The sequence below is a fragment of the Sphaerospermopsis aphanizomenoides BCCUSP55 genome, assembly GCF_001586785.1.
Classification (GTDB): Bacteria; Cyanobacteriota; Cyanobacteriia; order Cyanobacteriales; family Nostocaceae; genus Sphaerospermopsis_A; species Sphaerospermopsis_A aphanizomenoides_A.
The window spans coordinates 1-16,035 of record NZ_LUFH02000089.1; the positions used below are offsets into that span (position 1 = coordinate 1).

The window sequence follows — 16,035 nt, forward strand, 5'->3', positions numbered from 1 at the left end:
TTACTCATATCCTCATGATAGCTGACTATTTAATCAGATATGAGTTGATTTAGGTAGATATTTTGATTCAGTTACTAGCCCCCCAAAGTTGGGCCAATGGCAGGGCCAGCAATCACCCCCACACCAAACACAGATTGCGCCACACCCTGTTCAGAAGGAGGAAAGGTTTCAAACAGAATCGCTTGACCTTTCGCCAGCAGTCCCCCTCCACACAAACCCTGAAGAATACGGGCAACCACCAGCATCGGCAAGTTGATGGATAGACCACACAAGACTGAGGCAACTGTAAACCCAATCAGGGAAAAGATAAAGTAAGTTTTCTTACCAAAGAAATCACCCAACCAGGCGGAAAGAGGAATCAAAACCACGTTAGCGATCGCATAACCAGTAACTACCCAGCCTATTTCTGATATGGTTGCCCCTAAAGTTGCTTGCATATCTGTCAAGGCAACGTTAACAATGCTAGTGTCAATGACCTCTAGCATTGCACCAAGAGCGGCTGTAAGAGCGATAGCGTAGCGATGCTGCAAGCAAGTCGCCGATTTGAGAGATCCCTGCACATATCCTGCGGCATCGTCAATAGATTTTTTTGGTTGTTTCCTTTGTAATGAGGAATGACGAGTTATGGACATTTTAAAGCAGATTGCAAATAAATGAGGTACAGCATCTAAATAGAAACGTAGACAGAAAGAAAGTTTTACTCCTGACTCCTGACTCCTGACTCCTGTTGTAATTTCCCCTGTTCGTTGATGCCGTTGGAGACATAGTGTTTGTATCAACTGTGACCTTAACGCTTAATCCCGGTCTGAGTTTGTGTTGCGGGTCTGATGATCATGTTCTAATTTGCTCAGTTCACTGGGTTCAATCGTTGTTATTTGAATAGACTTTTTGTTACTCATATTTTTCTCCACTTAATTAAATGGCAAGCAATGGAATAAATAGATTTCAATAAATCAACTTACAGCTACGAATGAAATAAACAAGCCAAATCCTCTTCTCTTCTGCCTTCTGCCTTGTTTCTTGAAAGTTAGAAATTTCCAAATCAAAAAATACTTAATTAATTCTGGTGGGGTAGGCATCTTGCCTGCCCTTTTATTTATGTTGAAGATAAAGTACGACTAGGAATAGCTAATTTTGTACCAATTCCTCTAATAAGTAAGTCCACACAACTTTCGATATATTGTTCTCGGCTATAACCACGATTAATTAATAAAACATGACGGCGAATCATTCCTGACAGCAGTATTCCTGTGAACTGATCCACAGCCAAAGGCAAATCCACATCTGGACGCACACTGCCCTTTTCAATACAGGTTTGGAGATAAGCAATTAGCTTTTCACGTAAAGGTAGAAATGATTGTTGTAGAACCTCCAAAGCTTCTGTGGGATGCCTTTGAGCTTCTCCAATAAACATCCGAAAGAGGGCTTCATACTCCTCCAACATCTGATCGTGAAGTTTTGCATAATGCAGCAGATCCCTGTAGAGGTCATGAGTCCATTCCACTTGGTGGGTAAGCACCTCTGTCAGTAATGCGGTAATGTGTTGAGCTACTGCTTTTAAAAGTTGCTCTTTGCTTTGAAAATGCCGGAACAAAGTCACCTCACTGACATCCGCGAGACTAGCAATCTCACGGGTTGTTGCCCCAACGTAGCCTTCTGTAGAAAATACTTCAATGGCAGCTTTTAGGAGGCGATCGCGGGTTTTGGTTGTTCTTGGACTTGTTCGGCTCATATGTTTAATGTAAGTGCTAACTTACATAGTATATAAATTTTTTGGGGATTTTTGTAAACAAGACAATATTGGCGAACAATTTGTGAAAAAAAATCCCCCTCAATCTTTTACAGTTCGAGGAGGAAATTTACAAAAAGGTCAGAGGAACTCTTAAATATTTCATCCAAATTTACCGGCGGTTGAGGCTACAAGGAATGCGCCATAGGTGAGGACATAACCAACTGTGAAGTGAACCAAACCTACTAACCAACCTTGGACAATGGACATAGCTACAGGTTTATCTTTCCAGTAAACTAAGTTTGCCAAGGGGGTGCGTTCGTGCGCCCACACCAAAGTTTCAATCAACTCTTGCCAATAACCACGCCAGCTAATTAAGAACATGAAACCAGTCGCCCAAACTAGGTGTCCAAACAGGAACATCCAAGCCCAAACAGAGAGGTTACTTGTACCGTAAGGGTTATAACCGTTTATTAACTGTGCAGAGTTAGCCCAGAGATAATCACGGAACCAACCCATCAGGTATGTGGAATTTTCATTAAATTGGGCAACGTTACCTTGCCAAATACCTAAATGTTTCCAGTGCCAATAGAATGTTACCCAACCAAGCAGGTTCAACATCCAGAAAAAGGCGAGGTAAAAGGTTTGTTGCCAGGAAGAAGTTTGACAACTACCACCACGACCAGGGCCATCACAGGGGAAGTTGAAGCCGAAGTCTTTTTTATCAGGCATCAACTTAGTGCCACGGGCATCTAAAGCACCTTTTACACATATTAGTGTAGTGGTGTGCAAACCCAGTGCGATCGCATGATGAACTAGAAAATCTCCCGGTCCAATGGTTAAAAACAACGAATTAGTACCTGAGTTAATCGCATCTAACCAGCCCGGTAGCCAGACATTAGAATGGTTCGGCCAAGCTGTATAGGCGATACTGTGGGGATTAGATAGCAAAGCATCCATACCATACAGCAACTTACCATGAGCAGCTTGAATAAATTGAGCAAATACAGGCTCAATTAGAATTTGCTTTTCTGGCGTACCAAATGCAACCACAACATCATTGTGAACGTATAACCCCAGTGTATGGAATCCCAAAAACAGTGACACCCAACTTAGGTGAGAGATTATCGCTTCTTTATGCTGAAGTACCCGATCCAGAACATTACCTTTGTTTGTCTCTGGGTCGTAGTCCCGCACCCAGAAAATCCCAGCATGGGCAAACGCACCAATCATCAAGAAACCAGCAATATACTGATGATGAGTATATAGCGCCGCTTGAGTCGTGTAATCCTTAGCCATAAAGACATAAGGCGGCAGCGAATACATATGCTGTGCTACCAGAGAAGCAGCAGTTCCTAAAGCCGCTAAGTGAATGCTTAACTGAAAGTGGAGGGAATTGTTATAGGTGTCGTACAGTCCTTGATGGGGGAGGTTAAACTGACCTTCGGTCTGGATACCAAAGAAATTTTTAGCATTCAGCATTTCTTTGATGCTATGACCAATTCCGAAGTTAGTGCGGTACATATGACCGGCAATAATGAAGATAACAGCGATCGCCAAATGGTGATGCGCCATATCTGTCAACCACAGCGAGTCTGTTTGCGGATGGAAACCACCCACAAAAGTTAAAATTGCCGTCCCAGCACCTCTAGAAGTACCAAATACATGATTAAAGGTATCTGGATTTTGGGCATAGACACCCCAGTCACCCCTCCAGAAAGGAGCCAACCCAGCCGGGTGAGGTAAAGTAGTTAGAAAGTTATCCCAACCCACATGAATACCACGAGATTCGGGAATCGCAACGTGAATCAAATGGCCAGTCCAAGCCAAAGCACTGACACCAAATAAACCTGCTAAGTGGTGATTGAGTCGAGGTTCAGCACTTTTAAACCAACTCAGACTAGGACGGAACTTAGGTTGCAGATGTAACCAACCAGCAAACAAAAATAGTGCTGCTAACAACAACAACCCTAGAGAACCAATATACAACTCTTGGTTGGTTCGCATCCCAATGGTGTACCACCAATGGTAGACACCAGAATAGGCAATGTTAACGGGATTGCTTGCACCAGCTTGACTAAAAGCTTCTATGGCAGGTTTACCGAAATGAGGGTCCCAAATTGCATGGGCAATAGGGCGAATATGCAGCGGATCTCTACTCCACTGTTCAAAATTACCTTGCCAAGCAACGTGAAACAAAAGACTAGAAGCCCAGAGGAAAATGATTGCCACATGACCAAAATGAGTAGCAAAAATCTTTTGGTAAAGATTCTCTTCCGTTATGTCATCATGGACTTCAAAATCATTACCTTGAGCCATCGCATACCAGATGCGGCGTGTCGTTGGATCTTGTGCAAGATCCTGGCTAAACTTTGGATATCTTTTTGCCATGTATTGTCATCACATCCTTGAAAAAATACTTCGTGTTCATAGGTGTAATTAAGAAACCAACTACTCGCACTTCCATCACACCTTGGGAGGAAATTAAAATAATTCGTAATTCGTAATTCGTAATTCGTAATTCGTAATTCGTAACTGAGAAAGAAGGGAACAGGGAACAGGGAACAGGGAACAAAGTTTTTGACTTTTGACTTTTGACTTTTGACTTGATTCTGCCCTATGGGTTAATAATTCCGTAGTAAATAGCAGCTACAAATAAAATCGCCAAGATAATGAAGATAAAACCATTACGTACTAAGGGAAAAGGTGGGTTTTTATCTGTAATGAGATTATTTCCTTGGTTTTGATTCATAGCCTAATTTTTTATTTTTTATTTAATTCTTACGGCTATAGTCCAAACCTTCGCTAATTTTTACATCATGCTTCAGGACGACTTAATTATTAAATTAATGACAACCAAAAGATTGACAACCAATCAATAATAATTATGTCAATTGGCAGAAGTTATAACTAATAGCAAGTATTAAGGTGCAAATAAATATTCATAACGTCAGTTGCGAGGTAAACTGTGATTTATTTGCCTTTATTCGCGTTTATCTGCGTGCATCTGCGTTCAATTATTATCCACATCTTATTCCATGCAGCTTCAGATTAATCTGGTATAACTTAAATGTTCAATAAATTTCCAACAGCTTAATCCTGTTCATCCTTTAATCCTGGATATCCTGATTCAGACAATAACATTTTAAACAAATAAAATAGATCAATCATGTTTAAATTTTTTCAACAAGTTGGTGATTACGCCAAAGAAAGTTTTCAAGCTGGTAGATATATTGGTCAAGGATTATCAGTGACTTTTGACCACATGAACCGTCGTCCCATAACGGTTCAATATCCTTACGAAAAACTGATTCCTTCGGAACGCTTTCGAGGAAGGATTCATTTTGAATTTGATAAATGTATTGCCTGTGAAGTTTGTGTGCGTGTTTGTCCGATTAATTTACCTGTAGTAGATTGGGAATTTGATCAACAAAGTAAAAAGAAAAAACTCAATCATTACAGTATTGATTTTGGAGTTTGTATTTTCTGCGGTAACTGTGTGGAATTTTGCCCGACAAACTGCATTTCCTTTACTGAAGAATATGAACTTTCTGTTTATGACCGCCACGAATTAAACCTTGATAATGTGGCATTGGGAAGATTACCTTATAAAGTTACTAATGATCCAATGGTGACACCTTTACGAGAATTAGTGTACTTACCTAAAGGCAGTTTACAACCTCATGGAATTCCTGCTGATGCTCATCGTGCAGGTTTATTTCCATCAGAAATTTTAGAACAAGCCGAAGAAGATAGGAAAAGTAAGAATTCAGGAGTCAGGAGTCAGGAGTAAAACTCTCTCTGTCTCGGTTTCAAGTTAGATTCTGTACCTGATTGATATGCAATGTGCTGTATTTATAACACCGTTAGAGAATTCATTGTTATACAGAGTCAGGACTTACGCAAAACAGAACGGAAGTAGGGGTAATTCATGAATTACCTCTACGCAAGAATCAGGTTTTGAGTTCAATCTTACATAAGTCCTAAGAGTATAAAACCGAGAAAACAAGAAAACTCAAATTCTCAAATAAGTTGGGGATTTATCTGACAGAAAAAGCCTCGCTAAACCTGCGGGTAATTGGCTCAACAATAAATGTCAAAATCGACTTTTTGCGAGTGACAATTTCTGCATTTGCAGCCATCCCTGGTGTAAATTCTACTTCTTGTCCCCGGACATTCATGGAATGTTGATTTAATTTAATTCGCGTCGGAAAAACTAGCCCCAATTCTTTATCAACAACTGCATTGGGACTAATTTGTAAAACTTCCCCATCCACAACACCAAATTCTTGAAAAGGGAAAGTTGCTAATTTAACTTTGGCTTTCATGTTCTGACGAATAAAACCAATATCACGGTTAAGAACTTTAACTTCTAAAACCATTTCTTCCCCTTCTGGGACAATTGATAGCAATTCTTCACCAGATTGAACTGGTCCTTGGGTAGCTTTGATTTTATAAATTGTTCCTGCTACAGGTGCTTTAATTGTTTCTCCGTCTTTCTGTTTTTTCGCTTGTTCTAATTGACCAGCAACATTGGTCAATTCTTCTTTGCGTTTATTGATTTGGGTTAAAATTTCACTTTGTCTTTCTGATGCTAACCGTAAACCTTGATTACGTGCTGCTTGATAAGCTTGTTCTGCTTGAAGAATTTCTTGATTTTGAGCAGCAATATCTTTTTTTAAAGAGGTCACTTTATCTTTTGCCTCTGTAATTCTATTTTTGGCATTAGTTACTTCATCGGAGCTTCTAATAATATCTGTATTGGCACGATTTAATCTTTCTTGGGTTTCTAAATAATCGACTCTGGGAACTGCACCAGGATTTAATAAAGTGCGGAGATTTTCTTCTCTTTTTTGAGCAATGTTTACAGTATTTTCAAGTTTTTTACGGATACTTTCGGCATTAACTAAATTATTTTGAGCATTAATCACACTGGTTTTAGCACTGGCTAAATTTTCTTGTAAGCGAGTTAAACGAATTTTGGATTGATTGATAATTGCCAGTTGACGTTGTGCTTCAGCTTCAGCTGCTGCTTGTTTGGCTTTGTAGTCTAATAAACGCGAATTTAACAGTTCATCTTGTAATTTTGTTCCCGCAGTTTTTCCCCCGGTACGTTCTGCTTCTAAACGTTGCAAGTCATCCTCAATTAATTTACTAGCTTTAGCAAGTCGGTTAACATCGGTTTGTTGTAAATTGGGATCACGTTCAATTAAAACTTGGTCTTTGGTAACGCGATCGCCCTCTTTCACTTTCACGGCTAAAATAGATCCATTACCCAAAGATGTCACCGGTCTAACTTGAGTAGAAGCAATTAATTCTCCTGCTGCTGTCGCTACTTCATCAATTTCTGAAAAATGCGCCCAGGAAATTGCCCCAAATATAACAACACTAATAGTTCCTGCTAATAATCTTGTATAAAGTGGTGGTAATTCCTGTACAGCTTTACCTAATTCATAGGATAATTGTTCCTCTGGGTTGGCAAATCTTTCTTTGGTTTGACGGGCTTGAACAGGATTTGCAGCTAGAGAATATTTCATATATTTAGTAATGGGTAATGGGTAATGGGTAAGAAAATTTTAGATTTTAGATTTCAGATTTTAGATTGGAGTGGTTGACTTAAAAATCCAAAATCCAAAATCCAAAATTGGCTCATCAATCACAAAATTTAAATGGCTAAATAACGGCGCAAAAAGTTTTCTAATTTTTCCAATTGAAAGTTATAAATCCTTTCTAAATTGGTGATTTCTTCTGGTTTACAGAAAAATTCATTAGCTAGTAAAGTGCGAAAAGTTCCTAAATTTGTTTGGACTGAGGGGTTAAAGAAACCTAATGCACCCCGGAAAGTATCAACAGCAAATAAAGGGACATTAATAATGATTGGTTCTTGGTTAAAGATGCGACTAAATATTTTAGGAATATCCTCGCGCAATAAAATTTCCGGGCCTCCTACTGGTAAAATTTGATTACGAGCATCAGCAACTGTCAAAGAATCTACAACTATCCGGGCTAAATCATCGGTACTAATAATAGATGTACGATTTTTTGGCTCACCGATGAGCAGATACAAACCCGTTTCTCGAAACCTTTCTGCTAATGACAGCAGGTTTGATGCTAATCCAGATGGGCGTAAAATAGTGTAATCTAAGCCACTACTTTGCAGATATATTTCTACTGCTTGTTTAGCTTTGAACACGGGAGCATCTTCATATCCTCTTTGGACACCTAAAACGGAGATGAAGACAAAGTGTTCAATACCCTGGACTTTAGCCTGATCAATGAGTTCAATATTAGCGCGATAATCCAAAGATAGAGCATCATTTCCTGAACCGTGGGCGCTAATGATATATTTCACGCCTTGACAGGCTTTCTTGATATCCTGTTCTCGTCGCAAATCACCAATAAAGATATCTGAACCCCGGTGTTCTAACTCGCTGTAATGGGACGTGAGACGCACAAAAGACCGCACAGACTTCCGTTGTTGACGTAATAACCGCACGACGCGGCGGCCAATATCTCCAGTGGCTCCAGTGACTAGAATCATAACGTTTGGATTTGAGTATGGGGCTGTTTCTGTAGTTAAGTTTAATCACTATTGTGAAATCAGCAAATTACCAAAATCCTAACTTATACAATTTCTGTTTAAAATAATAACATTGGGCTTAAATAACACTGATGCACATACCAGAAACCAACCCAAAAATCACCATACCTGTATCCAGTCTCTACGTTAGTGACTTTTATGCTTGGACACAGGAACAAGCTGATTTACTCCGCAACCATCAATGGCATAAAATTGATTTGCAAAATTTGATTGAGGAAATTGAATCTTTGGGAAAACAGCAACGCCAAGAACTGCGAAATCGTTTAAGTATTTTAATTGGACATTTACTAAAATGGCAATTTCAACCTCAACGCCGCAGTCGTAGTTGGTTAGCAACCCTTCGCATTCAACGCTTAGATACTATTGAATTATTGGAAGAAAATCCTAGCTTGAAATCTTATTTGGAAGAGGTGGTGGGTAAAGCTTATTTGAAAGGTGTGGAATTAGCTGTGAGGGAAACTGATTTACCTCATCGCACTTTTCCTTCTGATTGTCCTTATAGTTTGACAGAAATATTGGATGATGGCTTTTATCCCGGTGAAGCAAGTGAGTTAGTAAATGAGTGGGAATAGAAAACAGGATTATAGGCGCTATTGAAAACGGTTTATCGCTTTCTATTTTTTAGCTTGGTAAAGTGCGAGCGCCTGATCAAATTAACAGATTGAAACATTTTACTTTGGCGCTTTACGCCAACCATTTGCTACAGCTTCTGACTCTGTACAAAACCATTTCTCTCCCTTGCTTGGATCAATTACTGTTGATTCATAATCCTCTGCACCAGGAACATGATAAAACTTTCTCCCAGTATTAACGGAAATATTACCTTTAATTTTGCATCCTGGTTTGGTGAAAGATGTGATTAAAGATGGAGAACGGCTACCTTGAAACTCCATTGCCAAAATAATAAAACCAATAGCAACAGGAATACCAATCAAATTTTTCATCAAACTTCCTTTTTTTGCCTTGTGTTGTTTTCTTGCAGGTAGAGGTGCAACTCCTTCAATTGAAGCGTTGGTAGCGCGAACTTTTCCATCTGCTGCTGTAGTTAATTCGTAAATAATTATGTCGCCGACTTTTGGACGACGACTTGCACCCTTTATTTCGCTGATATGAAGAAAAATTTCTTTACTTCCATCGCTGGGTTTTATAAATCCAAAACCCCTATCATCTTTCCATTGTGTAATTACACCTCTACCCATATCAGCCTTAGATAAAAACTCCTAACTCAGTCATTATAAGTTGTAGGTTGGGTTGAGGTAAAGAAACCCAAAACTCATATCAAATTTTCAATCAAATGATTGTTAGCGTAGCTTAATGCAGGTATCAATTTCTGGTTGATAACCTTGGGAGAGCGATAACTTTAATCAAGATAATCAAATAATTCAGCTTGTTTTAATAAGTGTCTTAACAACCCAATTTTAATATCTTTATTTCCATGAATAGGAACAGAAATTTTCACATTCATACCTGATTTTCCATAAATATGATGACTGCCTTAAATCCTAATTAATATCCATTCATGCTTTTCCAAAATTTTGGCTAATTCTTTGCCTGTCATGGATTTCATACAGCAATTTCCAAAATTTTGGCATTATCCTGTAGTTGAATAGTATCTATATCTACTGACAAATATCCTTCAATAGCTTCATATAAATTGTGTAAAAGTTCTTCAAAAGAATCTCCTTGGGTAGCACAACCAGGAAGAGAAGGAACTTCTGCCCAATATCCACCTTCTTCTGCTTGATGTACAATAATTTTAAGTTTCATTAATTTACTATTTTTAAACAGTAATTATAAACATTATATCATGTTTTTAGCAGTGCGATCGCTTTCCATTTTATAAAATGTGATCGCTTTACCTTTACCCAACTAAAACTCCACCACCACCGGCGTATGATCACTAGGCTGTTCTAACTTCCTTGGTGCAACATCAATAATGCAACTTTGAGCGCGTTCATAAAGCACAGGTGTTAAATAATGATGGTCTATTCTCCATCCTAAATTTCTTCTAAAAGCCGCAGTCCGATAATCCCACCAGCTATAATTTCCCCCTTCACTATTAAACTTCCGAAAAGCATCAGCAAAACCCAATGAAAGAACATCCCGTAAAGCTTGGCGTTCTGGTGCAGATGCCATAATGTGATTTTCTATCTTCACTTTGTCATTAATATCTATATCTTCCAAAGCAATATTAAAATCACCACACATAGAAATAGACTGGTTAGATAACAACAGCACCTGCAAATATTTACGCAATACTGTTAACCAACCAAGTTTATATTCATATTTATCACTTCCCACAGCCGAACCATTAGGAACGTAAAGATTAACAATTCTCACTCCTTCAATAACACCAGTAATAACCCGCTTCTGCTCGTCCCATTCTGGTTCTAAATCCGGTAAAATCGCCGTGAAACCCATACTCACATCTGCCAGGGGTTGACGGCTAATCAGTGCCACACCGTTATAAGCTTTTTGTCCAGAAATATAAGGGTGATAGCCTAAGTTTGCAAATGGTAAACGGGGAAAATCTTGATCTACAACCTTAGTTTCCTGCAAACACAGGACATCTACAGGATTTTCACTTAGCCAGTTGATAACCTGTTCTAAGCGTGTACGAATTGAATTGACATTCCAAGTAGCGATTTTCATTAGTTGTTTATCAGTGTGACGATAGGTTAAGAAATATAAAAACTGTGAATTTTGTGTAAATGTTTCCTATTGTTAAGTTTTTCGTTGGTGCTGCCATTCATACAAAAATAGGCTATAAGTAATTGATCCCTTCTGTGAAATCGTATTCACAAATACAAAATTGGGAAAATTGTTAGTTAGACTACAAAATATTCTAATTGATTATGATCCCCAAGATAGATGATAATACTAAATGTTCAATTGTATTTTGAGAAGGGATGTTCATTATTAGCTATTACTAAGGCTGTAAAATTTTATTTGCTAGTAATGTGATAGTAAAATCAACCGGAATTACAAGTTTACACTTTTGCAACACAGAAAAGTTAACTTAAATTTCCCAAGCGTAAGTACAAATGTTTTGTTCTCATAATAATGATCTCAAAATTAGTAAATAGTAAAAGGGGTCAAATTAATAAATCAATCTACAGAAACAGTCAGTCAGTAGGGATTTAGCATTATTAAACCGTGCAACTGCTGTAAGGCGTAGTCTCTCATTTCTATCACCAAGCAGAGTAGTTAGGGCTTAACCCAACACATTCAGTCGTTTTTAATCAAATTTTTTTCAATTGATCACAACAACAAGCTTTTTTAGGAGGACATTGGTATGAGTCAGAGAGCCAACACTTGCCCGTGCTGCGGTGGTTCAATCCTGCGTCATGTCCGGCATGGTGAACTGTATTGGTTTTGCCTGTCGTGCCGACAAGAAGTACCACTATTAACTATCAGTCGCTTATCAAATAACTTAGAAACCCGTAACACAGGGGTAGTTACTCCGTCGGCGGTTAATTCTGTAGAGTAAAACAGTGCTGTACTTGCTGAATATCTACAATATGCGACACAACAAGTGCATATTTATTGACGGCAAGCGTTCCATTAGACATAACGCTTGCATTTACTTGTAGGAAGTAATATATTATACTGATAACAATTAACTGTTAACTGATAACTGTCAAGATTATCCGTATCTAGATATTATAGAAAAGTAGATAAAACTTAAAGAATATTCATCAAATGCTGATTCATTCCTCTGGCTTGTCCAAGGTCAAAGACTCAGTAATCCAAAAAATTCTCTTGGGTAATGAACCTAAGCCGGAATTAATAGCGATTCTAGCAGTCTACCTTGTCCAAGGCATATTAGGTTTAGCGCGTCTAGCCGTCAGTTTCTTCCTCAAAGATGAATTGCATCTGAGTCCAGTTGAGGTATCAGCACTATTGGGGATAGTCGCCCTACCGTGGATGATAAAGCCATTGTTTGGCTTCATATCTGATGGTTTGCCCATATTTGGCTACCGTCGCCGTCCCTATTTGGTGTTATCTGGAATACTGGGTGCTGCTGCTTGGGTGAGTTTGGCCACTATAGTTGATAGTAGCTGGGAAGCGACAATTGCGATCGCTCTATCTTCTCTTTCTGTTGCTTTCAGTGACGTGATAGTTGACTCTCTGGTTGTGGAACGTGCCAGAGGAGAATCTTTAGCAAAAATAGGTTCTCTCCAATCTTTATGTTGGAGTGCTACTGCTGTTGGTGGTTTAATTACAGCTTATTTCAGCGGCTTACTTTTAGAATACTTCACCACTCGCACAGTATTTTTAGTTACGGCATTATTTCCGCTAATTATCTCATTAGCAGCTTGGTTAATTAGTGAAACACCAGTGAATAAAGATGTCCAACAACAGGATGACCAAACTCAACCTCCCACCATCAAAACTCAACTAAAACAAGTAAGTGAAGCCTTTACCCAAAAAGCAATTTGGATACCTACAGTATTTATCTTTCTCTGGCAATCTACCCCTAGTGGAGAAGCAGCATTTTTCTATTTCTTCACCAACGAACTACACTTTGCACCAGAATTTTTAGGTAGAGTACATTTAGTCACAAGTTTAGCCTCATTAGTTGGTATTTGGATTTTTCAACGCTTTCTCAAAAGTGTTCCTTTTCGCATAATATGTGGTTGGAGTATCTTCATTTCCGGTGCATTGAGAATGACGATGTTACTGTTAGTCACACACACAAATAGAGCTTTAGGAATAGATGACCAATGGTTTAGTTTAGGTGATAGCTTAATTCTCGCCGTCATGGGACAAATTGCATTTATGCCCGTGATGGTATTAGCAGCGAGAATTTGTCCTTTAGGAATCGAAGCGACCTTATTTGCGCTCTTAATGTCAATATTTAATTTAGGAGGAGCTATTTCCAAAGAATTTGGAGCATTAATTATGCAATGGTTGGGTATTACCGACACAAATTTTAATTTACTCTGGTTGTTAGTCATAATTACTAATTCAATTGCTCTTGTACCTTTGATATTTATTAATTGGCTACCAGAGCAAGAAGAAAGTGAAATTCCCACACTAAGAAGTCAGGAGTCAGAAATCAGGAGTCAGAATGTTTGATACAACAGCGGTTAGCAGTCAGCTTTTTAAACCCTTGACTGCTGCTGGTATCAATTGTATTTTTTCATCTTCTTTCTCATGACAAATAAAAGCTAAATAAGTAACTAAAAGTTGAAATAATTTTCCAAATATGCAGACCTTAGAACCTCAATCAAACCAAATTTTACAAAAATCCTATACTCGTGAAGATTGGCAAGGAGGATATGAATCCCTCAAACAAGAAGATGATTATTGGATTGATGAAATAGAAGGAGAAATACCCTTAGAATTACAAGGAACATTATTTAGAAATGGCCCTGGCTTATTAGATATTAATGGTCAAAGATTACATCATCCCTTTGATGGCGATGGCATGATTAGCCGCATTACTATCACTAACGGTCGCGCTCATTTTCGTAACCGATTTGTAGAAACAGAAGGTTATTTAGCCGAAAAAAAAGCTGGTAAAATTCTTTATCGTGGCGTATTTGGTACTCAAAAACCCGGAGGTTGGTTAGCTAACGCCTTTAATTTCAAAATCAAACACATTGCTAATACTAACGTTATCTACTGGGGTAACAAACTATTAGCATTGTGGGAAGCAGCAGAACCTTATTTATTAAACCCCCACACCTTAGAAACATTAGGAAACGAATATTTTAATGGTGTTTTATCCACAGGTGAAGCCTTTAGCGCCCATCCCCGCATAGATCCCAATGGTACATTAGTTAACTTTGCCATTCAACCAGGTCTATCAACCACAATTACAATTTTTGAACTCAACACCAACGGCGAAATTATCAGCAAACAAAATCATTCTGTTCCTGGTTTTTGCTTTATTCATGATTTCGTCATTACCGAAAACTACTGTATTTTCTTCCAAAATCCTGTACAGTTTAACCCCTTACCTTTTGCGCTAGGAATAGCCAGTGCTGGACAATGTATTAAAGTTCAAAAAAATCAACCGACAAAAATCATAGTTATTCCCCGCCAAAATAGTCCAGTTGCTGAAAATGGGGTAAAAGTTGTAGAAACTAAAGCAGGTTTTATCTTCCATCATGTCAATGCTTTTGAAGTTAGCAATGAAATTGTCATTGATTCCATTTGCTATGAATCATTAACAGAAGTTGAACCAAATAGCGATTATCGACAAACCAACTTTGAAGCTAATGCACCAGGAAAACTATGGCGTTTTAATGTTAATTTATCAGACAACCAAGTACAAAGTCAGTTAATAGATAATCGAGCTTGTGAATTTCCTACCATACAGCCTGAGAGAGTAGGTAAACCCTATCGTTATTTATATGCTGCTGCTGCTCATCACCCCACAGGAAATGCACCTTTACAAGCAATTGTGAAATTTGATTTAGAATCAGACAAAAGAGAAATTTGGAGTGCAGCACCTCGTGGCTTTACAGGTGAACCAATTTTTATTCCTCGTCCCAATTCTCAGCAAGAAGATGACGGTTGGGTAATCTCTGTCATTTACAATGCAGAACATCATCGTTCAGATGTGGTGATTTTAGATGCTAGTGATTTCCAGAAAGGTGCAGTAGCAAAACTACATCTTAAACATCACATTCCTTATGGTTTACATGGGAGTTTTACTCCAGAAACATTCATTTAATTAATGTAGGTTTAAAGTAGGTTGGGTTAAGCGCAAGTGCAACCCAACAAACTGCCAAAAATACAGCAGCTTTCAGCTATCAGCGGTCAGCGGTCAGCTTTCAAATGCTTACCAGCCAAGACTTTTAGATTGAGTTTTGTACCTCATTTACTCCAAATCTGCTGTATTTAGTATTCCAGTTTATCCTAGTAACCGCTTCAATCTTTTATAAACATCATCATCATTGCGCTTACCAACTAAAATCACTTCCACTAAATCCTGTTCTGGAAAATATCTGTAAACAATCCTATATTCACCACTATCAACTCGATAAAAACTCTGATAACCAGATAACTGCTCACTATCCTGTGGTAAAGGTTCAACATTCAAAGCCAAAACTTTTTTTGCTATTTGCGCTGCTATTTTAGGCTGTAAACCATTGAGGAAATCAAGAACAGTGGCTAAACCATCAAGCCGTGCCATTTGCTAAATGCTCCAGCGCAGATGTAAAAGCCTCTGTACCAACCATTTTTGACTGACTTAAAGCAGTTTGAGCAGTTTGAGCTAACAGCATATCTTCTAATTCTTGCAGCCTATCAAGTAATTTTTGATAGCTATCTGCGGAAATAATTACATGACTAGGACGTGATTGCTTGGTGAGTAACACTGGTTCAACAGCAGCTTTATCAAAAACTTCACCATGTTTATTACGAGCATCTGTGAGAGTATAAGTCTGCATAATCTAATAAATTTAGACATTTTGACTATTTTGTCTATATTTTAACATAAATTTTGTTTATGGCGTAAAAATCTTGCTCAAGTTTATCGTTGCGCTGAATGACTATTTTATGAGTATTTATTCTCATTGCAACAATAGATGCTTTCCGTAATAATGACTATAATTGAAAAAGCTTAATAGTCTGATTATATAAGTATGAGTTTAGGACTGCTAAAGCTATTCCTAGACATATAGGGTTTTGTAATTTTGTAAAAATTCAAATCTCAGCCATCACACATAAACAGTATTTTTTGAATAAA

Annotated in this window: 17 protein-coding genes; 5 read left to right on the forward strand and 12 right to left on the reverse strand. The window is 38.2% G+C overall.

Annotated features, from left to right (window positions below; translation table 11 throughout):
* Positions 1-74 precede the first annotated feature (74 nt).
* The 4 genes from A0J48_RS20005 to A0J48_RS27500 form a co-directional block, all read right to left on the reverse strand.
* Entirely contained in the window at positions 75-632 is a 558-nt protein-coding gene (locus A0J48_RS20005; protein ID WP_234301040.1) for an MFS transporter, read from the reverse strand.
* A gap of 464 nt (positions 633-1,096) precedes the next feature.
* Positions 1,097-1,732: a TetR/AcrR family transcriptional regulator gene (locus A0J48_RS20010; protein ID WP_200326197.1), complete on the reverse strand. Its 636-nt coding sequence runs from the start codon at positions 1,730-1,732 to the stop codon at positions 1,097-1,099.
* Positions 1,733-1,891: 159 nt separating this feature from the next.
* On the reverse strand, positions 1,892-4,120 hold the full coding sequence (gene psaB / locus A0J48_RS20015) for a photosystem I core protein PsaB (RefSeq protein WP_200326199.1): 2,229 nt from the start codon (positions 4,118-4,120) through the stop codon (positions 1,892-1,894).
* Positions 4,121-4,346: 226 nt separating this feature from the next.
* A complete protein-coding gene (locus A0J48_RS27500) occupies positions 4,347-4,481 on the reverse strand; it encodes a hypothetical protein (RefSeq protein WP_267910321.1) in 135 nt (44 codons plus the stop codon).
* Positions 4,482-4,898: 417 nt separating this feature from the next.
* Between A0J48_RS27500 and ndhI the strand changes: the two genes are divergently transcribed.
* On the forward strand, positions 4,899-5,522 hold the full coding sequence (ndhI, locus tag A0J48_RS20020) for an NAD(P)H-quinone oxidoreductase subunit I (RefSeq protein WP_200326201.1): 624 nt from the start codon (positions 4,899-4,901) through the stop codon (positions 5,520-5,522).
* 247 nt (positions 5,523-5,769) lie between these two features.
* On the opposite strand, the gene A0J48_RS20025 is transcribed toward ndhI, so the two are convergent.
* Positions 5,770-7,266 carry an HlyD family efflux transporter periplasmic adaptor subunit gene (locus A0J48_RS20025; RefSeq protein WP_200326203.1) on the reverse strand — a complete coding sequence of 499 codons (1,497 nt, stop codon included), beginning with the start codon at positions 7,264-7,266 and terminating at the stop codon, positions 5,770-5,772.
* Positions 7,267-7,394: 128 nt separating this feature from the next.
* Positions 7,395-8,270, reverse strand: coding sequence for an SDR family oxidoreductase (locus tag A0J48_RS20030; RefSeq protein ID WP_200326205.1), 876 nt, complete (start codon positions 8,268-8,270; stop codon positions 7,395-7,397).
* A gap of 131 nt (positions 8,271-8,401) precedes the next feature.
* Between A0J48_RS20030 and A0J48_RS20035 the strand changes: the two genes are divergently transcribed.
* Entirely contained in the window at positions 8,402-8,902 is a 501-nt protein-coding gene (locus tag A0J48_RS20035) for a DUF29 domain-containing protein (protein ID WP_200326207.1), read from the forward strand.
* A 99-nt stretch (positions 8,903-9,001) separates the two neighbouring features.
* Here A0J48_RS20035 and A0J48_RS27160 read toward each other — a convergent pair whose 3' ends face one another.
* From A0J48_RS27160 to xth, 4 genes are all read right to left on the reverse strand, one after another.
* Entirely contained in the window at positions 9,002-9,529 is a 528-nt protein-coding gene (locus tag A0J48_RS27160) for a cold shock domain-containing protein (RefSeq protein WP_234301041.1), read from the reverse strand.
* A 161-nt stretch (positions 9,530-9,690) separates the two neighbouring features.
* Positions 9,691-9,813, reverse strand: a complete 123-nt coding sequence (locus A0J48_RS27165) for a type II toxin-antitoxin system HicA family toxin (protein ID WP_325078912.1) — start codon at positions 9,811-9,813, stop codon at positions 9,691-9,693.
* Positions 9,814-9,893: 80 nt separating this feature from the next.
* On the reverse strand, positions 9,894-10,097 hold the full coding sequence (locus tag A0J48_RS20055; protein ID WP_200326209.1) for a type II toxin-antitoxin system HicB family antitoxin: 204 nt from the start codon (positions 10,095-10,097) through the stop codon (positions 9,894-9,896).
* A 102-nt stretch (positions 10,098-10,199) separates the two neighbouring features.
* Complete coding sequence (gene xth, locus A0J48_RS20060) at positions 10,200-10,982, reverse strand: exodeoxyribonuclease III (RefSeq protein WP_200326216.1); 783 nt, start codon at positions 10,980-10,982, stop codon at positions 10,200-10,202.
* 643 nt (positions 10,983-11,625) lie between these two features.
* Here xth and A0J48_RS20065 point away from each other — a divergent pair.
* The 3 genes from A0J48_RS20065 (at position 11,626) to A0J48_RS20075 (ending at position 15,018) form a co-directional block, all read left to right on the forward strand.
* Positions 11,626-11,820, forward strand: coding sequence for a hypothetical protein (locus tag A0J48_RS20065; RefSeq protein WP_200326218.1), 195 nt, complete (start codon positions 11,626-11,628; stop codon positions 11,818-11,820).
* 212 nt (positions 11,821-12,032) lie between these two features.
* Complete coding sequence (locus A0J48_RS20070) at positions 12,033-13,412, forward strand: folate/biopterin family MFS transporter (protein WP_200326220.1); 1,380 nt, start codon at positions 12,033-12,035, stop codon at positions 13,410-13,412.
* Positions 13,413-13,542: 130 nt separating this feature from the next.
* Entirely contained in the window at positions 13,543-15,018 is a 1,476-nt protein-coding gene (locus A0J48_RS20075; protein ID WP_200326222.1) for a carotenoid oxygenase family protein, read from the forward strand.
* A gap of 180 nt (positions 15,019-15,198) precedes the next feature.
* Here the strand turns inward: A0J48_RS20075 and A0J48_RS20080 are convergent, their stop codons facing one another.
* Positions 15,199-15,480, reverse strand: a complete 282-nt coding sequence (locus A0J48_RS20080) for a type II toxin-antitoxin system RelE family toxin (RefSeq protein ID WP_200326229.1) — start codon at positions 15,478-15,480, stop codon at positions 15,199-15,201.
* On the reverse strand, positions 15,467-15,736 hold the full coding sequence (locus A0J48_RS20085; protein ID WP_200326231.1) for a type II toxin-antitoxin system Phd/YefM family antitoxin: 270 nt from the start codon (positions 15,734-15,736) through the stop codon (positions 15,467-15,469). The genes A0J48_RS20080 and A0J48_RS20085 overlap by 14 nt, the downstream gene beginning before the upstream one ends.
* Positions 15,737-16,035 lie beyond the last annotated feature (299 nt).